At 56.0% G+C, this 25,928-nt stretch carries 21 protein-coding genes; 11 read left to right on the forward strand and 10 right to left on the reverse strand.

Translation table 11 applies throughout. The annotated features are described in order from the left end of the window. Positions 1–3 precede the first annotated feature (3 nt). Both SR894_RS15405 and SR894_RS15410 read right to left on the reverse strand, forming a co-directional pair. On the reverse strand, positions 4–1,017 hold the full coding sequence (locus SR894_RS15405) for an asparaginase (protein ID WP_133729832.1): 1,014 nt from the start codon (positions 1,015–1,017) through the stop codon (positions 4–6). A 38-nt stretch (positions 1,018–1,055) separates the two neighbouring features. Further along, a complete protein-coding gene (locus tag SR894_RS15410) occupies positions 1,056–2,519 on the reverse strand; it encodes an alanine/glycine:cation symporter family protein (protein WP_133729831.1) in 1,464 nt (487 codons plus the stop codon). Between the two features lie 343 nt (positions 2,520–2,862). Between SR894_RS15410 and SR894_RS15415 the strand changes: the two genes are divergently transcribed. After that, a complete protein-coding gene (locus tag SR894_RS15415) occupies positions 2,863–3,072 on the forward strand; it encodes a type II toxin-antitoxin system VapB family antitoxin (RefSeq protein ID WP_133729830.1) in 210 nt (69 codons plus the stop codon). Then, on the forward strand, positions 3,069–3,449 hold the full coding sequence (locus SR894_RS15420; protein ID WP_133729829.1) for a type II toxin-antitoxin system VapC family toxin: 381 nt from the start codon (positions 3,069–3,071) through the stop codon (positions 3,447–3,449). Before SR894_RS15415 ends, SR894_RS15420 begins: the two co-directional genes overlap by 4 nt. A gap of 67 nt (positions 3,450–3,516) precedes the next feature. Here SR894_RS15420 and SR894_RS15425 read toward each other — a convergent pair whose 3' ends face one another. From SR894_RS15425 to SR894_RS15435, 3 genes are all read right to left on the reverse strand, one after another. Further along, complete coding sequence (locus tag SR894_RS15425; protein ID WP_133729828.1) at positions 3,517–3,732, reverse strand: DUF2798 domain-containing protein; 216 nt, start codon at positions 3,730–3,732, stop codon at positions 3,517–3,519. 125 nt (positions 3,733–3,857) lie between these two features. Further along, positions 3,858–6,041: an OsmC domain/YcaO domain-containing protein gene (locus tag SR894_RS15430; protein WP_133729827.1), complete on the reverse strand. Its 2,184-nt coding sequence runs from the start codon at positions 6,039–6,041 to the stop codon at positions 3,858–3,860. Positions 6,042–6,233: 192 nt separating this feature from the next. Then, entirely contained in the window at positions 6,234–6,875 is a 642-nt protein-coding gene (locus SR894_RS15435; RefSeq protein ID WP_133729826.1) for a TetR/AcrR family transcriptional regulator, read from the reverse strand. Positions 6,876–6,956: 81 nt separating this feature from the next. Between SR894_RS15435 and fabF the strand changes: the two genes are divergently transcribed. Continuing rightward, positions 6,957–8,225, forward strand: coding sequence for a beta-ketoacyl-ACP synthase II (fabF, locus tag SR894_RS15440; protein WP_133729825.1), 1,269 nt, complete (start codon positions 6,957–6,959; stop codon positions 8,223–8,225). Between the two features lie 59 nt (positions 8,226–8,284). Here fabF and SR894_RS15445 read toward each other — a convergent pair whose 3' ends face one another. Then, the gene (locus SR894_RS15445; protein ID WP_133729824.1) at positions 8,285–9,169 is read right to left on the reverse strand and encodes an alpha/beta fold hydrolase; all 885 of its coding nucleotides are present in this window, start codon (positions 9,167–9,169) and stop codon (positions 8,285–8,287) included. Between the two features lie 170 nt (positions 9,170–9,339). Between SR894_RS15445 and SR894_RS15450 the strand changes: the two genes are divergently transcribed. Next, positions 9,340–10,143 (forward strand): helix-turn-helix domain-containing protein, encoded by an 804-nt coding sequence (locus SR894_RS15450; protein WP_133729823.1) that lies wholly within the window; start codon positions 9,340–9,342, stop codon positions 10,141–10,143. A gap of 22 nt (positions 10,144–10,165) precedes the next feature. Here SR894_RS15450 and SR894_RS15455 read toward each other — a convergent pair whose 3' ends face one another. Further along, on the reverse strand, positions 10,166–10,756 hold the full coding sequence (locus SR894_RS15455; protein ID WP_133729822.1) for a TetR/AcrR family transcriptional regulator: 591 nt from the start codon (positions 10,754–10,756) through the stop codon (positions 10,166–10,168). A gap of 203 nt (positions 10,757–10,959) precedes the next feature. Between SR894_RS15455 and SR894_RS15460 the strand changes: the two genes are divergently transcribed. From SR894_RS15460 to SR894_RS15475, 4 genes are all read left to right on the forward strand, one after another. Beyond that, positions 10,960–12,174, forward strand: a complete 1,215-nt coding sequence (locus SR894_RS15460) for an efflux RND transporter periplasmic adaptor subunit (RefSeq protein WP_133729821.1) — start codon at positions 10,960–10,962, stop codon at positions 12,172–12,174. Further along, positions 12,171–15,293: an efflux RND transporter permease subunit gene (locus SR894_RS15465; RefSeq protein ID WP_133729820.1), complete on the forward strand. Its 3,123-nt coding sequence runs from the start codon at positions 12,171–12,173 to the stop codon at positions 15,291–15,293. The genes SR894_RS15460 and SR894_RS15465 overlap by 4 nt, the downstream gene beginning before the upstream one ends. Beyond that, positions 15,293–16,699: an ATP-binding protein gene (locus SR894_RS15470; protein WP_133729819.1), complete on the forward strand. Its 1,407-nt coding sequence runs from the start codon at positions 15,293–15,295 to the stop codon at positions 16,697–16,699. The genes SR894_RS15465 and SR894_RS15470 overlap by 1 nt, the downstream gene beginning before the upstream one ends. Positions 16,700–16,771: 72 nt before the next feature. After that, the gene (locus SR894_RS15475) at positions 16,772–17,467 is read left to right on the forward strand and encodes a response regulator (RefSeq protein WP_133729818.1); all 696 of its coding nucleotides are present in this window, start codon (positions 16,772–16,774) and stop codon (positions 17,465–17,467) included. Here the strand turns inward: SR894_RS15475 and SR894_RS15480 are convergent. Beyond that, the gene (locus tag SR894_RS15480) at positions 17,452–18,414 is read right to left on the reverse strand and encodes an alpha/beta hydrolase (RefSeq protein ID WP_133729817.1); all 963 of its coding nucleotides are present in this window, start codon (positions 18,412–18,414) and stop codon (positions 17,452–17,454) included. The genes SR894_RS15475 and SR894_RS15480 overlap by 16 nt on opposite strands. A gap of 149 nt (positions 18,415–18,563) precedes the next feature. On the opposite strand from SR894_RS15480, the gene SR894_RS15485 reads away from it, so the two are divergent. The 3 genes from SR894_RS15485 (at position 18,564) to dauA (ending at position 23,120) form a co-directional block, all read left to right on the forward strand. Next, positions 18,564–18,986, forward strand: coding sequence for a hypothetical protein (locus SR894_RS15485; RefSeq protein WP_133729816.1), 423 nt, complete (start codon positions 18,564–18,566; stop codon positions 18,984–18,986). A 205-nt stretch (positions 18,987–19,191) separates the two neighbouring features. Beyond that, the gene (gene betT, locus SR894_RS15490; protein ID WP_133729815.1) at positions 19,192–21,240 is read left to right on the forward strand and encodes a choline BCCT transporter BetT; all 2,049 of its coding nucleotides are present in this window, start codon (positions 19,192–19,194) and stop codon (positions 21,238–21,240) included. 152 nt (positions 21,241–21,392) lie between these two features. After that, positions 21,393–23,120, forward strand: coding sequence for a C4-dicarboxylic acid transporter DauA (gene dauA, locus SR894_RS15495; RefSeq protein WP_133729814.1), 1,728 nt, complete (start codon positions 21,393–21,395; stop codon positions 23,118–23,120). A gap of 99 nt (positions 23,121–23,219) precedes the next feature. Here dauA and adhP read toward each other — a convergent pair whose 3' ends face one another. Further along, positions 23,220–24,248 carry an alcohol dehydrogenase AdhP gene (adhP, locus tag SR894_RS15500; protein ID WP_041158852.1) on the reverse strand — a complete coding sequence of 343 codons (1,029 nt, stop codon included), beginning with the start codon at positions 24,246–24,248 and terminating at the stop codon, positions 23,220–23,222. Positions 24,249–24,385: 137 nt separating this feature from the next. Beyond that, positions 24,386–25,906, reverse strand: a complete 1,521-nt coding sequence (gene exaC, locus SR894_RS15505; protein WP_133729813.1) for an acetaldehyde dehydrogenase ExaC — start codon at positions 25,904–25,906, stop codon at positions 24,386–24,388. Positions 25,907–25,928 lie beyond the last annotated feature (22 nt).

Raw genomic sequence — 25,928 nt, forward strand, 5'->3', positions numbered from 1 at the left:
GGCTTAACGGCTACACTCACCGCCCATGGGCGCTCTCAATGCCTGGCCCAGCGTTGACCCCACCAGACCTTGCCCAATGAGCACGGTTAGCTTCGCGATGGCGGCTTCCAGGGTGATATCGCTGCCGGCAATCACGCCCGCTTGATTAAGTGCTGCGCCGGTGGCGTAGGCGCCCTGCACTACCTCGCCTTGGGCACACTGGGTGACGTTAAGCAGCGCGACGCCTCGCTCGTTAGCCGTCTTCAAGGCATTAAGCAGTTCGCCTTCAAAGCTAAGCGGGTTGCCAACCCCGTAGCTATACAGCACCAGCCCTTTTAGTGTTTTATCCTCCAGCAGCGCCTTGGCACGGCGCAGCGACATCCCTGGATGCAGCGGCAATACCGCTACCGCTTCATGGTTCACTTCAATAGGGGCAAAGTTGGGTAGTCCGCTCAGCAGCGCCGAGGGTTGGGGAAAACTAATGCCAATGCCCAGCTTGGCAAGCCAGGGGAAGTTGGGTGAGTCGAAGGCATCTAAGCCTTGTGCGCGCACCTTACGAGCCCGGTTTCCACGCAACAGCCGATCGTGAAACGCCAGGGTGACTTCGCAAGGTGTCGCTGGGTGAGCTGCAAGCTGCAGCGCGCTGACTACATTGTTCAGCGCATCGCTTCTTGGCTCACCCAATGGAATTTGGGAACCAGTAAAGATCACCGGCTTGTTCAACGCACCGAGCATAAACGAAAGCGCCGCGGCGCTGTAAGCCATAGTATCGGTGCCATGAAGCACAACAAAGGCATCATAAGCCTGCCAGTGCGTCTCCAATGCTGCCACCAAACGATTCCACGCCTCGGGCATTAACTCGGCGCTATCAATCAGCGGCTGCATCTCAATCACATCAAATGCTGGCAGCCGGTAAGGGTCACCCAGCGCCAGATGCGCCGCCAGGCGTTCGGCCAGCCCCGCGCAGGGTATATAACCTTGTGGCGATGGCTGCATACCAATCGTCCCACCGGTATAGAGCATCAGTACGCGGGGCATGGCACTCCTCTCCTTATCAGTACAATCTAGGTAACTGCTTACTTCGCAGGCGCGCCTTTCAGGCGCTGTTTTAACGCTTCAGCCTCTTCAGGCTCTAGCTCCCAGGCTTTTGGATCCAGGTCGAGATCGGGATGCTGGTTGGCATCAAAAATCGGCTGTTTGATACCCTGACGTCGCTGCACATCGAAGTCTTTCAAAATACGCAGACCGCACTTGAACAGCATGATCAACGCGATCAGGTTGACCACCGCCAGCAGGCCCATGGTGACATCAGCAAAGCCAAACACGGTGCCCAAATCGGTCGTCGCCCCCCAACAAACCAGCAGCACGATAGCCACACGGAAAGCGTTAAACAGGTTCTGGTTGTCGCGGCTGAAGAAGTTAAGGCTGTTCTCGCCAAGGTAGTAGTTGTAGAGAATGGTACTGAAAGCGAATAGCAGCAGTGCCAAGCTGACAAAGGTGCGGCCCCATTCACCCACATGATCAGCCAGTGCTGCCTGTGTCAAAGCGATGCCCTCAACGCCAGCGCCCGCAGCAGGGTCGTATACACCGCTGAGTAGAATCAAAAAGGCCGTGGCGGAACAGATAATCACGGTATCGATAAAGACTGAAAACGCCTGCACGATGCCCTGGTTAGCCGGGTGCGGTACGTAGGCCACTGCCGCCACGTTGGGCGCACTGCCCAGGCCCGCTTCGTTAGAGAACAGACCGCGCTTCAGACCCATCATGATCGCCGCGCCAATACCGCCACCAATCAGTGGCTCAAGGCCGAAGGCACTCTTTACAATCAGCACAATCACGCCAGGGATTTCGGTAATATTCATGGCGATAACCAGCAGCGCAATGGCGATATAGCTCACCGCCATAAAGGGCACGAGAAACTCAGATATACGCGCAATACGCTTGATGCCGCCGAAAATAATCAGCCCGACCAGCATGGCCAGAGCTATGCCGCTATACAGCACCGGCACGCCGAAAGCATCGCCGAAAGAGGTTGCCACCGCATAGGATTGCAGCGCGGTAAAGGCAAAACCGAAGGTCAACAGTAACAGTACCGAATAAAAAGCCGCTAGCCAGCGCCACTGTTTTCCCAGTCCTTTAACGATGTAGTACGCCGGGCCGCCGCGGTAAGTGCCGTCGCCTTCGGCCTCTTTATAGGTCTGCGCCAGGGTGCACTCCAAAAAGCTGGTAGCCATACCCATCAAACCCACCAACCACATCCAAAAAATCGCCCCTGGACCACCCAGTGTAATCGCCACCGCTACACCGGCGATGTTGCCGCCACCGACACGCCCGGCCACTGAGAGCACCAGCGCCTGGAACGAGCTTAAATGGCCGTGTTTATTACGCTTAAAGGCTTGACCGGAACCGAGGATGCGAAACATCTCACCGAAATAACGAAACTGCACAAAGCGGGACGCAACGGTAAAACCGATGCCAACGCCCACCAGCAGCACTAGTAAAACCTTCCCCCACAGGAGGTCATTGAGCATATCGAGCATGTAATTCTCTCCGCGTTTTTGTATTAGCGTTATGTTTGAATTCGCGTCGTTTGCTATCGCGCTTTTGGAATTCGCGCCGCGGAGAATGTTTTACCAAGCGTTGGGCAGGATTAAATTTGGCGCAACGGTGCAGTTGTGTGCACTCGCTGCATCAGTGGGTGCACCATAGTGCATCAGGCGTATGGATGCCGTACAGCCCCGCGAGATGATGACCGCTAGTGAGAATGCACCGAGCAGTCATCTGATGGTGTTATTGCTATGCCCGCTTGAGAAGATGCACAAATTGACGTTAAATAACATCAATATTGATGCAGGCTAGTGAACGACTAGGCAGGAGTGAACGATGCGAACCACTGTTACCATCGACGATGAGCTGTACGAGCAAGCATTGGCGTTTGCCGAGCCGGGAATGGATAAACCATCAGACCTCTTTCGCGAGGCCATGAAGACCTATGTCCGCGTACAAGCCGGTCGGCGCCTTGCAGCATTGGGCGGGACTGCGCCAGAGATGCCCGACATACCCCGCCGTCGCGAGGAGCCTTCAGCGCAATGAGTGTGCTAGTCGACACATCGGTCTGGGTGGATCATTTCAGAAAACGCAACGATGCCCTGGTCGAATTGATCGAAAAGGATCTTGTACTGAACCACCCCATGGTGTTGGTTGAATTAGCCTGCGGGACACCTCCTTCCCCACGCACTCAAACGCTAGAGAGTGTCGCCCTCTTGCGATCCTGTCATCAGGCTAGTTTGTCGGAAGTGATGGCTTTCATCGAACGTGAAAAGCTCTATGGCCTGGGCTGCGGCTTAGTCGACATGTGCTTGCTTGCCTCAACACTTATCACGCCCGATACGCAGTTATGGACGCTAGACAAGCGTCTCGCGGATATGGCGGGCAAGTTCAATGCAGCCTACCAAGTCGCGATGCATTGAAAGCTGATCACAGTGCAGTTGTTGAACTCACTGCATCAGCAAGTGCAACAGAATCCATCACACGCAATTAGACCTTCTCGGCAATGCGGTGGGCTAACTTATGGATAAAGGGGCCGCTGATAAACGCAATGATCCCCGCGGCTGGCCATGCTAATAACCAAGCATGCAACCAGAGACTAAAGAAATTGGGATGTGCCCCAATATTAACGAACGTAATCCAAGCAGACATGATCAGCGTTAGCGTAAACGACATAAGAATAGCGAAGATAATTCTATGTTTCATGAAAAGCCCTTAGCTATCGTTTCACATGTATCAATCAAGGTGAGAAAGTCTATATTTAAGGCATTAAACCTACTCTGCGGGTAGCCTAGTACCAGCAAAGTAGGTTTATCGTTTTTGATTGACGCTTAAATGCCCGCTTTCGCCGCCCGAGCTGCATGGAGCTTTTTATAGCTTTCAATCAAGCGCTGATGGCGCTCAAGGCCTTCTAGTTGCATGTTGGTTGGTGTCAAACCATGGAAACGCACTGAGCCTTCAACTGAGCCGACTACTGCGGCCATGGTATTTTCACCGAACATACGCTGGAAGTTGTGCAGGTAATCGTTCAGTTCCAGTTCATCATCCAGCACAATTTCCAGCACCGCGTTCACCGCCTGGTAGAACAGGCCGCGCTCGACGGTGTTGTCGTTGTATTGCAGGAACATCTGCACACAGTCCAGCGCCTCTTCATGGCGCTGTAGCGCTAGATAAACCAGCAATTTCAGTTCCAGAATGGTCAGTTGGCCCCACTCGGTGTTTTCATCAAACTCAATACCAATCAGCGTAATGATATCGGCGTGGTCATCCATCTGGCTCTCTTCCAGCCGCTCGACAAGGTCGGTGAGCTGATCGTCGTCGAGGCGGTGCAGGTTGAGAATATCTTCACGGTAATCCAGCGCCTTATTGGTGTTATCCCAGATCAAGTCCTCGATGGGATATACCTCCGAGTAGCCTGGCACCAGAATTCGGCACACCGGTGCGCCCAGGTCTTCGTGTACCGCCATATACACTTCAGCGCCCAGCTCTTCAAAGATACCAAATAGCGTTTCAGCCTCTTCTTCGTTGCTACCGGAGAAGTCCCATTCGCTGAACTCAAAATCGGGTTTGGCGCTAAAGAAGCGCCAGGAGACCACGCCTACCGAGTCGATAAAGTGCTCAACAAAGTTGTTAGGCTCGGAAACCGTCTGTGAGTTAAAGGTCGGCAGCGGCAGGTCGTTAAGCCCTTCGAAACTGCGGCCCTGTAGCAGCTCGGTGAGGCTGCGCTCCAGCGCCACTTCAAAGCTCGGGTGGGCGCCAAAGGAGGCAAACACGCCGCCGGTACGCGGATTCATCAAGGTGACGCACATTACCGGGAACTGCCCGCCCATGGAGGCATCTTTGACCAACACCGGGAACCCCTGGGCTTCCAGAGCGTTAATACCCTCTACGATGCTTGGGTACTTGGCTAACACTTCCTGCGGTACATCCGGCAGGGTTAACTCCTGTTCGAGGATTTCACGCTTTACCGCCCGTTCGAAAATTTCCGACAGGCACTGCACCTGGGCTTCCACCAGAGTGTTGCCCGCGCTCATGCCGTTACTCAGGAACAGGTTTTCGATCAGATTCGAGGGGAAATAAACCGTTTCGCCATCGGATTGGCGCACAAAGGGCAACGACACGATACCGCGGTCTTCGCGGCCGGAGTTGGTATCAATCAGATTCGAGCCACACAGCTCGCCTTCGGGGTTGTAGATATCAAGGCAGTGTTCATCGAGAATCCCTTCGGGGAGCTCGTCATTCGGCCCTGGCTTGAACCACTTCTCATTTGGGTAGTGAACAAATGCGCTATTGGCGATCTCTTCACCGAAGAACTGGTCGTTATAGAAGAAGTTACAGCTTAAGCGCTCGATAAACTCGCCAAGCGCCGAACACAGGGCGCTCTCTTTGGTCGCGCCTTTGCCGTTGGTAAAGCACATGGGGGAGGCCGCATCGCGAATATGCAGCGACCAGACGTGGGGCACAATATTACGCCAGGAGGCAATCTCGATCTTCATGCCCAGGTCAGCCAGAATCGCGCTCATGTTGGCGATTGTCTGTTCTAAGGGAAGATCTTTGCCTTCGATATAGGTGCTGCTACCTTCCGGCGCGCCCATCAATAGTGCCTGGGCGTCCTCGTCGATGTTCTCTACCGTCTCGATCTGGAAATCAGGGCCGGTTTGCACCACCTTCTTAACCGTGCAGCGGTCGATGGAGCGCAGAATGCCCTGGCGATCCTTTTCAGAAATATCTTCAGGCAGCTCGACCTGGATTTTGAAAATCTGCTTATAGCGGTCTTCCGGATCGACGATATTATTCTGGGAAAGACGAATATTCTCGGTAGGAATATCCCGGGCGTTGCAGTACACCTTTACAAAGTAGGCAGCGCACATGGCAGACGACGCCAGGAAGTAGTCAAACGGCCCCGGTGCCGAGCCGTCGCCTTTATAGCGAATCGGCTGGTCGGAGATAACCGTAAAATCGTCGAACTTGGCCTCCAGGCGGAGGTTGTCGAGATAGTTAACTTTGATTTCCATGAGCGGGCGTCCCGAGTAATGAGTGTGCCGAGGCTATTAAACACATAGCGCGCCAGGCGAATTGCGGCCCATTATCCAGTTTTTTACCCGCTTCGTCTTGGTCAGTCTCCCAAATCATCTACCACACGTCGTGCAAAAATGGTTGTGCTTGCTGAAGCAGCAACTCGGGGTTCGCTTACATAGATGGCCAATCTATTGCGCTTGCATCATACGCTCCGCCTCAGCTTCGCTAACCCCGAGCATCAGTAAAATCTGGCGTTGTGTGGCTACTAACACCTGCTTTCGCTCCACCTCCCCCGGCAAACTTTTGGCAATGGCTACCGCCCCTACCAGAGAGGCCAATATGACCCGGGATTTATCAGCAATCTCTTTGCGGTCATTGGCAAAGGGAAGTTGTTTCAGCTTACTCAGCGCTATCAATCGCGTTTCAAGCATCTTTTTCATACTCATATATGACGCTTCAAACAGGGTGCGGATTTCGGCTTTTTCACTGCCAATTTCGTTGAACAGTACCGCTTCGGGCCCCGGCTTATGCTTAGCTTCCAGCTCTTGGAGATTGCAGTAGTTGGCGACTAACTCGGTTAAGTGCTGTAACGAAAGCGGGCCTTTTACCAGCCTGGCCGCCCGGCTGTTATCAATGGTTAGGCGAACAGACTCATTGTAAAGGGCCTCTTTTGAAGCGAAATGCGCATAAAAGGCGCCATGGGTCATCTTGGCTAGCTTCATGATCTGGCCAATCGATACCTTTTGAAACCCATTGCGGCTGAATAGCTCTGTCGCCGAAGCCAAAATGCGCTCTTTGGTTTTCGATTTATGGCTCTTGGGATAAGGCATATCTACCTCGTCAGCTAAATATTATCTTGATCATATATTGCCCATTGCTAGGGTGACCATATCAATAACTCAGGAGTCACTATGCACTCACCTATCGTGATTACTGGCATGGGTATGGTCAGCCCGCTAGGCAACAGCGTCAACACAAGTTGGCAGCGACTGGTTAACGGTCAGTCTGGCATCAGCACCATTGACCGCTTTGACACTAGCAGTATCCCAATCAAAATTGCCGGAGTGGTGCCGAGCATTAGCCATGACCCCATCGGCGGTATTGACCTGGATGAGATAGCCGACCCCAAAGAGCAGCGCAAAATGGACTTGTTCAGCCTCTACGCATTGGCGGCAGCCAAAGAGGCACTGTCACAGGCCAACTGGTTCCCCGATGAGCAGGCCCAAAAACGCAGAACGGCCACCATTATCGGTTCTGGCATTGGCGGTTTCCCGACCATTACGCAAGCTCAAAAAACCCTTGCTGAGCGCGGCTATCGCAAACTTTCCCCCTTCACGGTGCCCGCCTTTCTAGCCAATTTGGCTGCTGGCAACCTGTCCATTCGTTACGGTTTTCAAGGCCCACTGGGGTGTCCGGTCACGGCTTGTGCGGCAGGCCTACAGGCGATTGGCGACGGCATGCGCATCATACGCAACGGAGAGGCCGATGTTGCCGTCGTAGGCGGCGCTGAGGCGTGTATTGACCCCCTTTCACTGGCCAGCTTTAACGCTCTAAAGGCCGTTTCCACAGAAGCAGACAACCCCGAACGCGCGTCCAGGCCCTTTGATAAAGCCCGTAACGGTTTTGTGATGGGAGAAGGCGCTGGCGTTATGGTGATCGAAACGCTTGAGCATGCGGTCGCCCGGGGGGCAACGCCGTTAGCGGTGATTAGCGGCTACGGCACCAGCGCAGATGCCTATCATCTAACGGCAGGCCCAAAAGATGGGGCTGGCGCAGCGGCTGCGATTCAAGCGGCGCTAGGCATGGCGAACCTCACCACTGATGCTATTGACCACATCAATGCCCACGCCACCTCGACGCCCGTTGGCGACCGGGCTGAAATTGCCTCATTGCGTAACGTATTTGGTGAGCGCTTGACCGCCATCCCTATTTCGGCAACGAAGGCCGCCACAGGTCATCTATTAGGCGCAGCGGGGGGCATTGAGAGTATTTTTTCTGTACTAGCAGCCAATACGCAGCAGCTTCCGCCCACCATCAACCTTGAGCACTGCGATGACGATATGCAGGATTTAACCTTCGTCACGACTGATCAGAAACACGTCACTAAGCATGTACTGTGCAATGGATTCGGCTTTGGTGGCGTTAATGCGGCGCTTATTGTTAGCAGTATTGAGCGTTAAAAGCGGATGGAGAAAACCGATCTGCCACTGGCTATGATCGGTTTTTCTAAAACCTGTTGTCACCCTGCCTTGCCTAGAAACGGCAGCGCTTCCTCAAGCAATAGTTCGGGAATCTCCTCGGCGATATAGTGGCCGCATGGAAGCGCTTTGCCATCGACTTGGGTGGCTACCTTGCGCCATTCAGCCAAGGCATCAAAACATGCTTCAATGGCGCCTTCCGCGCCCCACATCACTTTTATCGGGCAAGTGAGTTTTACGCCCGCATCAATATCGGTCTGATCATGCTCCAAATCGATGGTGGCGCTGGCGCGGTAGTCGCCGCAAATGCCGGTGGCGGTACCGGGGAGCGACAAGCAGCGCTCATATTCGGCCAGGGCTTCCGGGGAGAAAGGCGCCATACCGGCACTGCGGGCGCCCATTACGCTTTTCAGATACTGGGCGGGATCGCTCTGGATCAGCCTTTCCGGCAGCGGCTGGGGGCGAATCAAGAAGAACCAGTGCCAGTAACTGCGTGCAAAGGCTTCGGTGGTGCCACGATACATAGCAAGCGTCGGGGCGATGTCCAACAGCACCATGCGCTCTACTCGCTCCGGGTGATCGACACCTAAGCGGTGGGCGACCCGCGCACCTCGGTCATGGGCCAGCACTTTGAAATACTCGAAACCCAGCACGCTCATTAGCTCAGCCATATCGTTCGCCATGGCACGCTTGGAGTAATGAAGGTGCTCGGGGTCGTCGTCGGGTTTACTGCTGTCGCCATAGCCACGCAGATCCGCCGCAATGACCGTGAAGTGCTGGGCAAGCGTCTCTGCCACTTTGTGCCAAATCACGTGGGTCTGAGGGTGGCCATGAAGCAGTAGCAGTACAGGGCCACTGCCGCCCATTCGAAAAGCGATCTCGACGCCATTAACGTGGCGCGACAATTTTTCAAACCCATGAAACATGGCTTACTCCTGGTTTGTTACAGAAGCCTTTTACTGTGCGTGTTAGTAATGTAGCTGACTATAATATAGCCGTGACGGCATGGGTTGCCCGGCAAATGAGAAAGCGTTGCACTCTGAGGCGTGAACCATCACATTAGGCAGCCACGACACCAAGAGAATCGAGTCACCCCATGCATGACGATTTTGTGGCCAACCTGCGCCTGCTCTGCAGCTACTACCCGTCTATTGCAGAGGTTTGTCGGCGTTTAACGATCAACCGTGCTCAGTTTAACCGCTACCTGAGTGGCCGCTACCGCCCCAGCCACGCTGCCCTGCAGCGAATTTGCCACTTTTTTGGTGTCACCACTGAGGATATCGCGCTTCCCCACCACGATTTTCGTGCCCTGGTGCAAACCGGCCAGCTGAAGTCAGAAGCAACCCCAGCAGCATTGCCGTGGCCGAACGCACTGGTTCAGCGCGGCAGCGAAGGCATGGAGCGCTATATCGGCCGCTACTTTGAGCTTTATCACTCAATGTCGCGGCCGGGGCAGTTAATGCGAACCTTGGTGTGCCTGGAAGCGCGGGAAGGTGGCGTAGTCTATCAGCGCACCGAGCGGATGCAGACCACGCCCGGCTCTCGACCGTGTCACAATCGCTATGTGGGCACCGCGGTGAAGCTTGCGGATCGACTCTTTTTGGTCGACCACGAAACCCTTAACGGCCATGAAATCACTCAGACGATTCTGTTTCCGAGCTTTCAGAGCCAAGTGACGCGTTTGACCGGCTTAAAAATGGGCGTAGCGGATAACAGCGAGCGCATGCCCTGCTGTGTGCGGGTGGTGTATCAGCGTCTGGATGAACAGGTCAGCCTGCGTGAGGCGCTGGCACAGTGCGGTTTAATAACACTGGATGACCCTTCACTTGATGACGCCTTAATAGCCGCCACTCGAAACGATGTGGCCGCTGACGAGCACCACTTTCGTGCTCGTCACTAGAGCAAGTATGTTTAGGAAGACGTTAAGTGGCAGGCACCAACACCTGCTGAAACAGAATCTTTTCAAAGTGCTCCATGGGCTCGACGGATTTCAACGTCTTGGCACGTAGAATAGCGCCTTCCCAGCCGGTAAGAATAAAGCTGGCGAGCGCTTCTGGGGGCGTATGGGTGGCAATATCTCCCCGCGCCTGGGCATCTTGCAGGCAGCGCACAAAACGCTGCTCCCAGCGCTGAAATACTAGATTTAGCGCATCACGGAAGGTATCGCTCTGACCCGAAAGTTCTTGGCCAAGGTTGCCGATCAAACAGCCCGTGGTGTGGTCGCACTCGTGCATATGCGCACGGCCAGCCGCGAAGTAGCGTTTTAGACGCTCAAGCGGCGGCGTGTCATTATCTTCTAGTAGCGTCACCAGCGTTTCATCATAGCTGGCGGCAAAGCGCTCGATTACCGCCAGCCCGAAATCTTCTTTGCTGGAAAAGTAGTGATAGAAAGAGCCCTTGGGCACACCGCACGTTTTTAAAACGGCATTAATGCCCGTCGCGTTGTAGCCTTGCTGACTAATCAGCTGGGCGCCGCTATCGATTAATTTGTCGCGCGTTGCGGTATTTTTCATATGCTTAAAGTAGACCAGTCAGTCTATTGCTTTCAAGTGAGAGAAAGCCAAGTGAATAAAAGCCAATTTGTAAGAAAGCAAAGTGTGTGGCAGTTGCATATTATTTGCACATTGTTTGACTAATGGCTGCTTAACAATGCGCGATGCTAGCATCATACGCTTATTTTTCTGGAATTTTCGCTCCCAACGGATGACGCGCGGTAATGACTCTTTCTCGCTATTACGCTACGAATCAACATGGCCGCATTCGCTTGGGTGCCGTGGTTGCATTATTGATTCTTATTACCACATTGGCCCTTGCTTGGTGGATCGTTACTCAACCACCCCGGATAGAGCGTACCCCACCGCCTGAGCCTCTGCCTAGTGTGGTAGACGTCGTTACTGTGAGTGCTAGTGACCAGGCACCCAACCTATACGCTTTTGGGCGCGTAGAAGCAGAGCAGGAGACGATGCTGGCCAGCCGTGTCGCGGGCCAGTTGGAGCGTTTTGCTGATAACGTTGTGCCCGGTCAGGTGGTCGAGCAGCAGGCCCCTGTAGCCTATATAGACCAAGCCGACTTGGCCCTGAGTCTTGAAGATGCTGAGGCGCAACTAGCCAATGCTCAAGCGCAGCTGGCGCTAGAGCAGGCGGAGCAACAGCGAGCCCGCAGCGAGTACGAATCTTTTGGTCGTCAGCTCTCAGCAGAGCGGCGGTCACTGGTATTACGCGAACCGCAGCTGCGCCAAGCACAGGCCCAAGTCACCCAAGCACGGGTGGCCCGCGACCAAGCGGCGCTGAATGTAGATCGTGCCACCCTCACCGCACCCTGGCGGGCCATGGTGCAAGAGCGCTTGGTCGGCGCCGGCAGCCTGCTAAGCCAGGGTACAGAAGTAGTGCACTTGGTGGGCGTTGAGCAGTTCTGGGTGCGCGCCTCGCTGCCCGGCGAGTGGACGGAGTGGCTGGAAGCGGGCAGCAGCGTTACGTTAACCAGTCGCGGCTGGCCCGAAGGCGCCACACGCGAAGGAACCCTGGTCTCTATGCTACCCAGCCTTGAAGAGAATGGCCTGCAGGCTCAGCTGTTGATTGCGGTTAACGACCCGCTCGCCCTAGAGACCGACGGCCCTGCCCTGCGACTGGGCGATGTCCTACGCGCCTCTTTTCAACCGGCTATTCAGGAGCAGCTTATTTCACTGCCTTCTGCGGCTCTCCGCCCGGGTGACGTAGCGTGGCGGGTAGATGAAGAGAATCGTTTACGCCGGACGCCGGTCACCCTGGCTTATCGCGGGGAGGATGATGCTTTGATTCGTAGCGGCTTGGAACCCGGTCAGCAGGTCGTCACCGCGGGCTTGGCCCAACCTAGGGAAGGCCAACTCGTGCGCATTCGTCGCCCTAACGACACCCCGGCTCAAGCAGGAGATGAACCGGGAGATGAGTCATGAAGGTACCACGCGGCCCATTAGCATGGATGGTGGATCACGGGGTAGCCCCAAACTTATTGATGGTGCTGTTTATCGTCGGCGGCCTAATGGCGTCGCTTGCGATTAAAAAGGAAGTATTCCCTGAATTCGACATCGAAGTGGTGCAAGTCACTATCAGCTACCCTGGCGCCACGCCGGAGGATGTGGAACAAAGCCTGCTGCTACCGGTGGAAGCCGCGATTGCCGATGTAGAGGGCATCAACGAGCTGACCGCCACGGCCAGCGAAGGCAGCGCCAGCGTCAACGCAACGTTGATAGATGGTGTGGATGTGATGCGCGCCTATCAGGATATCCAGCAGGCGGTAAACGCCATCACTACCCTACCCAGCGCTGCCGACCCACCGCGCTTCACCCTCGCGGGTCGCTCCCGCAGCGTGTTGAGCCTACAGGTATACGGCCAAGTCGGTTTGGAGGCGCTGCACAACGCGGCCGAAGATGTACGAGGTGAGCTGCAAGCCACTTCCGGTATCTCTCGTGCGGAGCTATCCGGCAACCGCGAGCGGGAGATTCAAGTCCACTTGGACGAAGAGGCCATCGAGCGTTATGGCCTCGATCACCAGGAACTGGCCACCCGCATTGCCGAAGAAGCCCTTGACCTCGCTAGTGGCCAGCTCACAACGGAAGAAGGTGAGTGGCTGATTCGCTATCAGGGGCGGCGTAACAGCGCCGAGGCCTTTGCCGAGCTGCCGATTCTGATCAGCACCCAGGGGGCGCCGATTACCCTGGGCGAGATCGCCAGGGTCAGCGATGGCTTTGCCGAAACCGACCGGGAAGAGTTTTATAACGGCCAGCCCGGTCTCTCAGTGGACGTTTACCAAATTGGTGACCAAACCCCGACCAGTATTTCAGAAGCGGTCAATGGTGAGCTTGAGCGCCTGCGCGCCGGGATGCCAGAAGGCGTTAGCCTGGATATTTCCCGCGACAGCTCAGAAGTTTACGAAGACCGTCTTAGCCTGCTGTTAAAAAACGCCTGGATGGGCCTAGCGCTGGTATTGGTGCTCATGGCGCTATTTTTGGAAGCGCGGCTGGCATTCTGGGTCACCCTGGGCATCCCAACGGCGTTTCTGGGTGCCATGCTGTTTCTGCCCTGGATTGGCGTCTCGCTCAACATGATGTCGATGTTCGCTTTTATTATCGCCCTGGGAATCGTGGTAGATGACGCCATTATCGTGGGTGAGAATATCTACAGCTACCGGGAAGAGGGTTATTCACTGCGCGATGCGGCGGTAAAAGGCGCCAGCGAAATTGCTACCCCGCTCACGTTTGCCATTCTGTCCAATATCGTCGCTTTCCTGCCGCTGCTATTTTTACCCGGCTTTTTGGGGCTAATTTTTGCCACCGTGCCAGTTGTAGTGGTAACCGTCTTTTTAATCTCCTGGCTGGAAGCCTTGGTGATTCTGCCTGCCCACTTGGCACATAGTCGCAAGCCCCGCCAAACCCCGGCTTGGCAGCGCCCCCTTGAAGCGCTACGCCAACGTCTTCAGGGTGGCCTACACCACTTCACTTATCGCCAGTTCGAACCGTTCCTGCAGCGCGCCCTCAATCAGCGCCTGCTGAGTATTTCAGTGGGCATCGCGATTCTGCTGATCGCGCTCTCCTGGGCGATGAGTGGACGTTTGGGCTTTTCCCTAATGCCACGAGTTGAGTCGGATCAGGTGCAGGCCACGGTTACCCTACCCATTGGCAGCAATATCAGCGTTAGCCGCGAGCTAAGCCAACAGCTGCTCGACGCCGCCGATGCCCTCAGCGATCGCGAAGAAACGCTAAGCTTTAGCAGCTCACGCAGCCGCCTGGACGGCGAAAATTTGGAAGTACGTTTGGATATTGCCAGCGAGAGCCTGGAAGCGTGGCCACCCTCGCGTATCGCCCGGGAGTGGCGTGATCTCACCGGCGACCTGCTCGGCGCCCAGTCGGTGCGTTTTGAAGCCGATGTCGGCGGGCCCGGTAGCGGCGCGGCACTCAGCCTACGTCTATCGCACCCTGATACTCATGTGCTCGAAGCCGCCGCCGAACGCTTAGCGGAAACGCTGGGCGGCTATGGCCTCACGGATATCGACAGCGGCCTTGGCGATGGTAAACCGCAGTTAGAGATGCGTCTTTCTGCCGAAGGCCGCGCCTTGGGGCTCACGGGTAATAATCTGGCCCAAGCCCTGCGCGGGCCACTCCAGGGCGCCACTGCGCTTGAACAGTACGTGGGGCGCAGCGAAATCAGCGTTGAGGTACGTTTACCCAACGACAACCGCGACAGTTTGAACGAGCTCTACCGCATGCCGGTGCGCACGCCTGATGGGCTGAGTGTGCCGCTTTCCAGGGTGGCCGACATTACCATCAGCCAAGCCTCTAGCAGCCTTGAACGCATTAACGGGCGGCGGATTATTACCGTCACCGCTGACTCGGAAAGCGATGTGGCCATCAATCAAGTGCTTGCCACGCTACAGGAAGAGGTGTTCCCCAATCTGGAAGCGACCTGGCCGGGGCTGAAAGTCAGCATGGGGGGCCGTCAGCAGGATACCGCCGACAACTTAGCCACGCTCAAAACCTCCATGTGGTTAATGATTGCCGCGCTCTATGCACTGCTGGCGATCCCGTTTAGAAGCTACCTACAGCCGCTGCTGGTGCTGGCCGCGATCCCCTTTGGCATTGTTGGCGCCGTCGCTGGACATATGATCATGGGTTTCGGGCTATCCATCATTAGCCTACTGGGTATGCTGGCGCTCTCAGGCGTGGTCATCAACGACGCCCTGGTGCTGATTGATTACGCCAACCGTAAACGCCGCGAGGGCATGGCCGCCCGGGAAGCCATTGTGGCAGCAGCCACCCGACGCTTACGCCCAATAATGATGACCACGCTGACGACCTTTCTAGGTCTGGCACCGATGATCCTGGAAACCTCCAGACAAGCGCGCTTTATGATCCCCATGGCGATCTCGCTCGGCTTCGGTATGCTTTTCGCCACATTGATACTGCTGATCCTGGTGCCCTGCCTCTATCTAGGCATGGAAAATGTTCGCGAACGTCTCAGCGCACCACGCCAACCTGCACTGGATAAAAAGCCTAGCCAAGAAAAAGGAGCCCACTGATGGCCTTGCCCACAGCGATACGTCAATGGCGCCCCTCTCGGCTGGGGCTAAAACTGTTCGTCATTATTCTCAGTGTCAATGTAGCAATCTCAGCCAGTATGTTTCTTGCCGTCTCGTACAGTATTGACCGCGGCTTTCTCGACTACCTCAACCAGGCTCAAGAGCGCCGCGCCACCCTGCTGGCCGATGGCCTCGTCACTCGCTGGGAAACCCAGCAGAGCTGGGAGTGGCTGGAGCAATCACCGGAACGCTGGCCGTATATTGTCCGCTTTGAACTGGGGCAGGAGCACCGTGACCGCCCCTCGCCACTCGGCGAGGCACGTGATTTTACCCTGCGCGCAGCGGATGACCGCTTTGTGGTGCCGCCCAGGAGCGGGCGTGAAGGCTCGGGGAGTTGGCATTGGCTCACCCTGCGTAGCGGCGATACCCATATCGGCTCGTTGGGTTTTCGGCCGCCCCGAGAGATGATGGAGCGCATGGAGAGTCGCTTTCTTGAGCGACAGCAGCGCAACCTAGTGCTTATCGTGGTATCACTCGGCATTGCCTCGCTGCTGCTGGCAGGCGGGCTCTCATGGTGGCTGGGGCGACGCACTCGAGCACTTGCGGGCGCCACGCTGCGACTTACCGAGGGCGACTATCGCACCCGTCTTCCTGAACGCGGTCGCGATGAGCTATCGCGCTTGGCGCGCGACTTCAACGTATTGGCGGCAACGCTGGAAGCCAGCCGCGATGCCCGCGCCCGCTGGGTTTCTGATACCGCCCACGAGCTTCGCACACCGCTGGCGGTGCTGCGCGGTGAGATCGAAGCCATGCAGGATGGTATTCGCCCGTTGAATCAAGAGAACCTTAGCTCCCTCGCCCAAGAGGTGGGGCAGCTAGAGCGCTTAGTGGCAGATTTACGCTTGCTATCGCAAAGCGACGCAGGCGCGCTGGATATTCAACTGGCGCCGATGGATCTTAGCGACTGCCTTGCCAGCCGCCTGACCGACGCCGACCGCTGGTTAGTCGAAAGCGGTTTAACGCTGACCGAACAGATCAAGCCTGGCATTATGATTCGTGGCGATGCCCAACGCCTGCGCCAGCTCTGGAACAACCTGTTGGATAACAGCTGCGCCTACACCCAACCGCCGGGCGAGCTGCGTGTTACGCTCACCGCACAGCAGGGAATGGCAGTAGTCATCTGGGAAGACAGCACGCCGGGCGTGCCGGAAAATGAGTTGGCGCGCTTGACCGAGCGGCTTTATCGCGTGGAAGGCTCACGCAGCCGTGCCAGCGGCGGCAGCGGCCTAGGGCTCTCCATCGCCAGCGCTTTGGTCAATGCCCACGGTGCAACGTTGACGCCCTCTATCTCAACGCTAGGAGGGCTACGCTGGACGCTGCGTTTTCCTCTGTTGGCTGCTGATTAATATTTCAAGAACTGATACTACAAGAACCGTTAAGTCCTGCTTTCACGTTCACTGTTAAGCGAGTCTACCGTTATGTCTCATGCCGCCTCTTTACTGATTGTCGAGGATGAACCAAAAATTGCCCGCCTGATGGAGGACTACCTAACCACCCACGGTTTTGAGGTAACCACCCTGGGCCATGGCGATGAGGTGATACCCTGGCTGGAACAGCACTCCCCTGCGTTGGTACTACTCGATATCATGCTCCCGGGTAAAGATGGCCTCACCCTCAGCCGGGAAATACGTCAAAAGTGGCCTACCATTGCGATCATTATGGTCACCGCCAAAGTGGAAGAGGTGGATCGATTGCTGGGGTTGGAGCTGGGCGCCGATGATTATATCTGCAAGCCGTTCAGCCCCCGTGAAGTTGTCGCCCGAGTGAAAGCGGTGCTACGCCGTAGCCAAGCGGCGGCCGATGCCCCATCCGAGGTGCAAAACGCAGCGGTGGTATTAAACGAAGATGGCTGGCAGGCGCTCGCCCACGGGCAGGATTTAGGCCTAACGGCAGTAGAGTTTCAGCTATTGCGGGTGATGATGCAGGCGCCGGGGCGAATTTTCAGCCGCGAACAGTTAATGGATCATATGTATCGCGACAACCGCATCGTCTCGGAGCGCACCGTGGACAGCCACATCAAAAAGCTGCGCAAGAAGATCCACGAAGCGCTGCCTGAACTGGAAATCATTCGTTCGGTATATGGCGTCGGCTATAAGTATCAGCCGGAGGGGTAAGGATTGACCTGCCGATTAAGAAACGCGATGCCCGCATCTATGGCGCCGCCACGCAGCAGGAAGCTAGTAATGTGGCCACGCCAGCGCTGCAGGTAAAGCTCGCTCTCTATATTGTTGTCCTGCAGGGCTTGATAAAAGTCCGTAGCGTGATCCACCGGCACCAGTTGATCCCACTTGCCGTGGAACAGAAAAAACGGTGGCGCCTGTGGGGTAAGTTGCCGCGCGGGTGAGGCTAGGCGATATGCTTCGTTTTCTTCCGCGCGGGTACCGCCGATAAAGTCGACGACTAAGCGCCCATCATCAAATTTGAGTAAATCACTGGGTAGTCCCCCAGCCAATACTGCAGCCAAACGGCTCTGCTCGCCGCCGTAGGGTTCGGCCAGCGGCCCTTCTGCTCCCGCCACCGCCAGCAAGCTCACCAAATGCGCACCGGATGAAAACCCAACGCCTACAATTCGGTTTGTATCCACTTGCCACTCGTCGGCATTAGCGTGAATCCAGGTCATCGCCTGCTGCAAATCATGCAGCTGACTAGGGAAGCGATATTCAGGCGCAAAACGGTACTCAATATTCACCGCTACGTAGCCCTGACCAGCTAGCTGTTCAGCGATGCCCTGCATATCTTCCGGTGTGCGATTACGCCAGCCGCCGCCATGCACCACCAAGGCAGCAGGTCGCAACCCACCGTTCGAGTCGTCGGGTAGATAAACATCGGCTGCTAACGCCTGGGGCCACTCTTTCGGCGTATAAGTGACAGGTGCCAAGCGCGTAAAAGGCTGGGGGTCGCGCAGCACACTGCTTTCAATCGCGGGCTCACCTTGGCTAAGGTGTTGGGCAGCGCTACAGCCACTAAGCATTAAGGCAATTGCCCCCAGGCCAGTCACGCGGCGGAGGGAGGTAAACGCGCAATGCTGCTGCCATACGCGAAGTTGCTCGGTTCGCGACATCATACTTCTCCTTGAAAATTAGGTGACCCCTCACCTAGCGACTACGACCTGCAACAAGCCAATAAGATCATGATTGTTGCACACTCTGTGCAAACGTTTTGCACGCCGCCTATGGATACTGTGATCGTCAACTCATCAGGAGAAAACTTATGAACGTTTCAAGTGCTAGGAAACTGTCATTTCGCCAACTGTTTGCCCCTGCCCTGCTGGCTGTCGCCATTATGCCATTAGCGTTTACCGCCCAAGCGCATAGCCACGGTGACCATGAAGGCCAAGGCCCAGATCGCGAACGCATGGAAGAGCGCATGGAGGAGCGTCGCCAGGAAGTGTACGAGCGTGCAGATATCTCAGCAGAGAAACAGGCTGAGCTTAACGAAGCACACGTTGAACATCGCGAAGCCATGCAGGCACTGCGTGAAGAACATCACGAGCGGGTAGCTGAGATTCTTACAGAAGAAGAGCAACAAGCACTGCGCAACGCCATGCAAGAAGCCCATGAAGAGTACCGCGGCAAGCACGGTAAACGTGGTCATCACGAGGGTAATAGTGACGAGAGCGCTGATAGCGAATAAACGCAGGCCTAGCCTCGAACTTTGATCCAACGCCCGGTTTTTCCGGGCGTTTTTGTGTCTGCGCCTTGATCAGCAGACTGCTAACTCCACGCTAATTCAACTCATATAGGGGAGGTTAACTTGAAGGGGAACAGTTAATCGCGTATTTTATTTGAACGTTCATTCAAAATAAAAATTCATCTTTCAACAACAGGAGTCCGCCTGCATGGCGAAAGACAATCCCATCCTCCCCTCCCGAGACCGCCTCAATCCCGTGGTTTTCCACGGCAGCGTGGCCGGTATTCTTATCTTTTTAGTGCTTACGATGCTGTTCACCGAGCAAGCCGGCGCTTTTTTTGATGCCGGGCTTGCCTGGGTCAGCAAAACCTTTGGCTGGTACTACATGCTGGCGATCGTTGCCTACCTGACATTTGTGGTCGCTATTGGCATGTCACGCTTTGGCAGTATTCGCCTAGGGCCCGATCACTCACGACCCGAGTTTTCGCTACTCTCCTGGTCAGCCATGCTGTTTGCCGCGGGTATTGGGATCGACCTGCTGTTTTTCAGCGTTGCCGAGCCAGTGGCCCACTATTTGGCACCGCCGGATTTAACCCCGGAGAGCCAAGCTGCGATGCGTAACGCCGTCGTTCAAACCTATCTGCACTGGGGGCTCTCCGGCTGGGGGCTGTACGTGTTGATGGGTATGGCGCTGGCCTACTTTAGCTACCGCCACCGCCTGCCGTTGGCAATCCGCAGCGCGCTCTACCCGATACTGGGTAAGCGCATTCACGGCCCCATTGGCAACGCGGTGGACATTACCGCGGTTATTTCTACCGTGTTCGGCATTGCTACCAGTCTGGGTATCGGGGTAATGCAGCTCAACTACGGCCTCACCTATATGTTCGGCGTGCCGGAAACGCTCACCGTGCAGGTGATTTTGATCGTACTGGTGGTGGTATTAGCAACGATTTCTGTGGTGACCGGGGTTGAGAAAGGCATTCGCCGCCTCTCCGAGTTCAACATGCTGCTGGCATTGGCGCTGATGCTGTTTGTGCTCTTTTCCGGCGACACCCTGGTACTGCTGGATAAAGTGGTCAATAACGCCGGTGATTATCTGTCCGGCTTTGTCGGTGCAAGCTTTGATACCTACGCCTTTGCCGATGAGGGCGCCCAAGAGTGGAAGATGTGGTGGACGGTCTTCTTCTGGGGCTGGTGGATTGCCTGGACACCCTTCGTCGGCCTTTTCCTGGCCCGCATCTCCCGTGGCCGTACCATTCGTGAGTTTGTCGCAGGCGCCTTGTTTATTCCGCTGGCCTTTATGATGGTATGGATGTCGGTATTTGGTAATAGCGGCATCGAGCTGGTCGCCAACCAAGGTGTGGCCGAGCTGGGTGAGCAGGCCCTTAACACCCCGCAAACCACGCTCTACACACTGCTTGAGTACTACCCTTACGTTGGCCTAACCGCGGCAGTTGTCACCGTGCTGGGCATCGTCTTCTTTATTACCTCAGCGGACTCAGGGGCGCTGGTTCTGGCTAACTTCACCTCTATTTTGAGCGACGTGAACCACGATGCGCCGGTAAAGCTGCGTATTTTCTGGTCAGCAGTCATCGGCTTGATCACTATCGCCCTTCTAATGGCCGGTGGCTTGAACGCGCTTCAGAGTGCCGTCGTTATCACCGCACTGCCCTTCTCATTAGTTATTTTCGCAGTGATGGTGGGTATGTATAAAGCGCTGAAACTGGAAGGCAAAAAAGCCGATGCCCGCCGCATGATTGCTGGTGGCGCGCCCGGTGGAGACTGGCGGGAGCGCCTGGATCGCGCCCTGGATACCTCTAATCGTGCGGGCGCCGCTGCGACGATTGAGCACTCCATTCGCCCAGCGATGACGCAGTTTGCTCAGGAGCTTGAAAGCCGTGGCCAAACCGCCAATGTGACCGAAGAGCACGTTGAGGGCGAGGCGCTGCCGAACTTGACCCTTCAGGTCGACTTCGGCGAAGCCACCAGCTTTGTCTATCAGGTCTGCCCACACCGCATGCGCACACCAAGCTTCATCCCGGCCGATGACGACTTCTATGTACGTCTGGATGTCTACTTGGCGGAAGGGGGTCAAGAGAAAGACCTAAACGGCTACACCCGTGGTCAGGTGATTGGTGATTTAGTAGCTGAGTATGAGCGCCACTTACACTTCCTCACCTTGGCCGGTGAGCAGATGGGCCATGTGCAGGCGATGCCTGGCACCATCGGCGAACCGCCTGAAGACTCGCAGATATAAATAAGCATCTGCGCTTAGCCTAAAAAAATCCCAGCCAAGCGGCTGGGATTTTTTTATGCGCGAACGACTCCGCGACTAACGACTTGTTGTGCAAATTTCACCGCAGGCGTAGCGTAATGGCTTGTTTTCCCTATTTTTAGGAGGCAGACCCTATGTCCCGTGTCCATCAATCTTCAGGATACGTTTTCCCGATGCCTGGCCGCGCGTTGGTTAACGCCTGGCGTGAAGGGTATACGCTGGCCAAATTCAAGCGGGATGTAATGGCGGGGCTGACGATTGGTGTGGTGGCGGTACCGCTTTCCATGGCGCTGGCCATCGCTACTGGCGTGCCACCTCAGCACGGGCTATACACTGCCATCGTGGCAGGCGCGGTGATCGCCTTAACCGGCGGTTCGCGGTTTAATATCTCCGGCCCCACCGCCGCATTTGTGGTGATTCTGTTTCCCATCGTGGCCAACCACGGCCTGGGTGGGCTGCTGATTGCCACGCTCATGGCGGGCGCTATTTTAGTCGCGCTGGGGCTTTCGCGGCTGGGAAGCCTGATTCAGTACGTGCCCTACCCGGTCATTCTCGGCTTTACGGCGGGCATTGGCGTGGTGATTGCGCTGTTGCAACTACCTGACTTTCTCGGTTTATCCGGGGTCGAGCTTGGCGACAGCACCCTGCAGAACCTAATGCTGATTGGCCAGGCGCTACCCACACTTTCACCAGCAGAGATCAGTGTTGGGCTTATCACCCTGGCGACGCTGTTAATCTGGCCCCGCCTGAATACGCCTGTACCTGCCCCGCTGGTAGGTTTGGCGGTGGGCACGGTAGCGGCTGCGCTATTGCTGATGGGTGGTGTTGAAGTCGATACCATCGCTTCACGGTTTAGCTGGGAGTTCGAAGGTGAGAGCGGCAGTGGAATCCCCCCTTTTGCGCCTAGCTTCACCGCGCCGTGGCATTTTCCCGGCGCAGATGGCACCCCACTTGAGATCAACTTTGCACTGATTCAGGCGCTGCTTGGCCCGGCATTGGCGATTGCACTGCTGGCGGCCATTGAGTCACTGCTGTGTGCCGTGGTGGCAGATGGCTTAACTCGTACCCGCCATGATCCCAATGCAGAGCTAATTGGCCAGGGGCTGGGCAATATGGTGGTGCCCTTCTTCGGCGGCATTACCGCCACAGCGGCCCTTGCCCGCACCGCGACCAATATCAAAAGCGGTGCCTTTTCACCTGTCGCTGCGGTGGTGCATTCCGTAGTGGTACTACTTGCCGTGGTTGTGCTCGCGGGAGTACTGGGATATGTACCCATGGCCGCTCTGGCCGCCCTACTGTTTATCATTGCCTGGAACATGAGCGAGGCGCGCCACTTTGTGCATACGCTAAAAAGCGCCCCCGCCAGCGATGTATCAGTGCTGGTGATCTGCTTTGCGCTAACAGTGATTTTTGACATGGTGATTGCGGTGGCCGTGGGTATTGGCCTAGCCGCCGCGCTGTTTATACGTCGTATGGCACAGTTGACTCATACCCAACGCTTGGCCGCACCCGATACCGGCGAAAGCTTCCCGCCGGAAGTGGCGCTGTATAAAATCAGTGGCCCGCTGTTTTTTGGCGCCGCAGAAAAGGCCATTGCCACACTCAGAATGATTGATCACAGCGTACGGATAGTTGTGCTGGATATGCGCGATGTGCCCAGCCTGGATACCACCGCCATGGTGGCGTTGGATACGCTGCGCCGCGAGCTGGGCGAGCATAACGTAGGGGTGATGTTTGTAGGATTACCGCCTCGCATGGCACTGAAAATCAAACGCGCGGGCATTAAGCGCGAAGCAGGTAAATTAGCTGTCACCAGCAACCTTGCCCACGCCGAGCGTATGGCACGCCGTTGGCTGAGCTGATGGAAAGCGGAAAGGATTAAATAGCGACTGTTCAGTGACAAGTTCGAGATTAAAAAGGGGGAGTCTTCTCCCCCTGGTGCAACATCCACTGGCTGGCTGTTAGCTCGCCATGTCCAACACGATGCGGCCTTCGATCTTGCCGTCGATCATGCGCTGGAAGACATCGTTGATATTATCCAGCGTATCGGTTGCGACCGTGGCCTTAACCTTGCCTTCGGCAGCGAAATCCAACGCTTCCTGCAGGTCACTGCGCGTGCCAACGATAGAGCCACGTATGGTAATGCCATTGAGCACTGTGCTAAAGATTGGCAGCGGGAAGTCTCCCGGTGGTAGGCCATTAAGCACCAGTGTGCCGCCGCGGCGTAGCATATTCTGCGCTTGATCAAACGCCTTCGGCGACACCGCTGTCACCAAGGCCCCGTGAGCACCACCAATGGTTTTCTTCAGGTACGCCGCTGGGTCGGTTTTCATAGCGTTGACGGTTACCGTGGCACCCAAGCGCTCGGCCAAGGCTAGCTTGCCGTCATCAATGTCCACTGCAGCAACGTTCAGGCCCATGGCTTTAGCGTACTGCACCGCCATATGGCCCAGGCCACCAATACCCGAAATCACCACCCACTGACCGGGGCGGGTATCGGTCATCTTTAGGCCCTTATAAACCGTTACGCCGGCACACAGCACCGGGGCGATTTCGATAAAATCAACGGCATCTGGCAAGCGTCCTACATAGCCTGCATCCGCTAAGGTGTAGTCCGCGAACCCGCCGTTAACACTGTAGCCGGTATTCTGCTGGGACTCGCACAGCGTCTCCCAACCGCCTAAACAGTGCTCGCAATAGCCGCAGGCCGAGTAGAGCCAGGGCACACCAATACGATCACCCTCTTTGACATGGGTCACGCCTTCACCCACCGCCACGATATGCCCAACGCCTTCGTGCCCTGGAATAAACGGTGGCGAGGGTTTTACCGGCCAATCGCCATGGGCAGCGTGTAAATCAGTATGGCAAACCCCAGAGGCGGCCACTTTCATCAACACTTCGCCCTGCTTAGGGCGAGGTACGTCGACTTCTTCTATAACCAACGGCTGGCCAAACTCACGAACGACCGCCGCGCGCATTGTGCTATCCATGATGCAACTCCTAATAGTTTTCGATACGGCCATTTAAAAACGGCTCTTATCGGTAGAGTCAGCGTCAGGGGGACTGACAATCCCGCCCGGCTGATGCCGGGCGGTGTGGCTAGCTATACATAGAAAAACGGGGCAGCTTAGAAGAAGCCCAGCGGGTTGATGTCGTAGCTGACCAGCAGGTTTTTGGTTTGCTGATAGTGTTCGAGGGCGACTTTGTGAGTTTCCCGGCCAACGCCAGATTTCTTGTAACCACCAAAGGCTGCATGGGCGGGATACTGGTGGTAACAGTTGGTCCAAACGCGCCCGGCTTGGATGCCACGGCCCATGCGGAAGGCGACGTTGATATCACGGCTCCACACGCCTGCGCCCAGGCCGAACTCGGTGTCGTTGGCAATCGCCAGGGCTTCCTCTTCATCCTTGAAGGTAGTGACTGCCACGACCGGGCCAAAGATTTCTTCCTGGAAGACACGCATCTGGTTGTTACCCTTCAGCAGCGTGGGCTGAATGTAGTAACCATCGTTGATGCTGTCGTCCATGGTCTCTTTATTGCCGCCGGTGAGGAACTCCGCACCTTCATCCCGGGCGATATCCATGTACGACATGATCTTATCGAACTGCTCTTGGGAAGCCTGGGCACCCACCTGAACATCGGTATCCAGGGGGTTACCGCGCTTGATGGTTTGGGTGCGCTCGATCACCTTGGCCATGAATTGGTCGTACATGCTCTCCTGGATCAGCGCGCGAGAGGGGCAAGTACACACTTCGCCCTGGTTAAAGAACGCCAGCACTAAGCCTTCGACCGCTTTATCAATAAAGGTCGGTTCGGCGTTCATGATGTCGGCGAAGTAGATATTGGGGGACTTGCCGCCTAGCTCTACGGTGGATGGGATAATATTTTCCGCCGCGCACTTCAGAATATGCGAGCCCACGGGGGTAGAGCCGGTAAAGGCGATTTTGGCGATGCGCTTGCTGCTCGCCAACGCTTGTCCTGCCTCGGCACCAAAGCCGTTGACGATATTGAGCACGCCAGGTGGCAGCAGATCACCAATCACTTCCATCACTTTCAAAATCGACGCAGGGGTTTGTTCCGCTGGCTTCAAGACCACGCAGTTACCCGCCGCCAGTGCAGGCGCCAGCTTCCAGGCGGCCATAAGGATCGGGAAGTTCCAGGGAATAATTTGCCCCACCACGCCCAATGGCTCATGGAAGTGGTAGGAGACGGTGTTAGCATCGATATCCGCCGCGGTGCCCTCTTGCGAACGCAAGCAGCCCGCAAAGTAGCGGAAATGGTCAACGGCTAGTGGAATATCGGCGTTCAGGGTTTCACGTACGGCTTTGCCGTTATCCCAGGTTTCAGCCACCGCGAGGGCTTCAAGGTTTTGCTCAATGCGGTCAGCAATTTTCAGCAGAATATTGCTACGCTCTTGAACGGAGGTTTTCCCCCAGGCAGGTGCCGCTTTGTGGGCCGCGTCCAGCGCTTTATCGATATCTTCTGCCGTTGAGCGAGGGATTTCACAGAAGACGTGACCATTCACGGGACTAATATTATCGAAGTATTGGCCTTTCACCGGGGCAACAAACTCGCCGCCGATATAGTTGCCGTAACGTTTTTCAAATGACACCACAGAACCGGTATCACCAGGGTTGGCGTAGATCATTGTATTGCTCCTGCGTATTATG

Source organism: Vreelandella neptunia (assembly GCF_034479615.1).
GTDB classification, from domain to species: Bacteria; Pseudomonadota; Gammaproteobacteria; order Pseudomonadales; family Halomonadaceae; genus Vreelandella; species Vreelandella neptunia.

Bases quoted from the DNA above. Each gene is read 5' to 3' on its own strand.
- SR894_RS15405 (WP_133729832.1), bottom strand. From the start codon at position 1,017: ATGCCCCGCGTACTGATGCTCTATACCGGTGGGACGATTGGTATGCAG.
- SR894_RS15410 (WP_133729831.1), bottom strand. From the start codon at position 2,519: ATGCTCGATATGCTCAATGACCTCCTGTGGGGGAAGGTTTTACTAGTG.
- SR894_RS15415 (WP_133729830.1), top strand. From the start codon at position 2,863: ATGCGAACCACTGTTACCATCGACGATGAGCTGTACGAGCAAGCATTG.
- SR894_RS15420 (WP_133729829.1), top strand. From the start codon at position 3,069: ATGAGTGTGCTAGTCGACACATCGGTCTGGGTGGATCATTTCAGAAAA.
- SR894_RS15425 (WP_133729828.1), bottom strand. From the start codon at position 3,732: ATGAAACATAGAATTATCTTCGCTATTCTTATGTCGTTTACGCTAACG.
- SR894_RS15430 (WP_133729827.1), bottom strand. From the start codon at position 6,041: ATGGAAATCAAAGTTAACTATCTCGACAACCTCCGCCTGGAGGCCAAG.
- SR894_RS15435 (WP_133729826.1), bottom strand. From the start codon at position 6,875: ATGCCTTATCCCAAGAGCCATAAATCGAAAACCAAAGAGCGCATTTTG.
- fabF (WP_133729825.1), top strand. From the start codon at position 6,957: ATGCACTCACCTATCGTGATTACTGGCATGGGTATGGTCAGCCCGCTA.
- SR894_RS15445 (WP_133729824.1), bottom strand. From the start codon at position 9,169: ATGTTTCATGGGTTTGAAAAATTGTCGCGCCACGTTAATGGCGTCGAG.
- SR894_RS15450 (WP_133729823.1), top strand. From the start codon at position 9,340: ATGCATGACGATTTTGTGGCCAACCTGCGCCTGCTCTGCAGCTACTAC.
- SR894_RS15455 (WP_133729822.1), bottom strand. From the start codon at position 10,756: ATGAAAAATACCGCAACGCGCGACAAATTAATCGATAGCGGCGCCCAG.
- SR894_RS15460 (WP_133729821.1), top strand. From the start codon at position 10,960: ATGACTCTTTCTCGCTATTACGCTACGAATCAACATGGCCGCATTCGC.
- SR894_RS15465 (WP_133729820.1), top strand. From the start codon at position 12,171: ATGAAGGTACCACGCGGCCCATTAGCATGGATGGTGGATCACGGGGTA.
- SR894_RS15470 (WP_133729819.1), top strand. From the start codon at position 15,293: ATGGCCTTGCCCACAGCGATACGTCAATGGCGCCCCTCTCGGCTGGGG.
- SR894_RS15475 (WP_133729818.1), top strand. From the start codon at position 16,772: ATGTCTCATGCCGCCTCTTTACTGATTGTCGAGGATGAACCAAAAATT.
- SR894_RS15480 (WP_133729817.1), bottom strand. From the start codon at position 18,414: ATGTCGCGAACCGAGCAACTTCGCGTATGGCAGCAGCATTGCGCGTTT.
- SR894_RS15485 (WP_133729816.1), top strand. From the start codon at position 18,564: ATGAACGTTTCAAGTGCTAGGAAACTGTCATTTCGCCAACTGTTTGCC.
- betT (WP_133729815.1), top strand. From the start codon at position 19,192: ATGGCGAAAGACAATCCCATCCTCCCCTCCCGAGACCGCCTCAATCCC.
- dauA (WP_133729814.1), top strand. From the start codon at position 21,393: ATGTCCCGTGTCCATCAATCTTCAGGATACGTTTTCCCGATGCCTGGC.
- adhP (WP_041158852.1), bottom strand. From the start codon at position 24,248: ATGGATAGCACAATGCGCGCGGCGGTCGTTCGTGAGTTTGGCCAGCCG.
- exaC (WP_133729813.1), bottom strand. From the start codon at position 25,906: ATGATCTACGCCAACCCTGGTGATACCGGTTCTGTGGTGTCATTTGAA.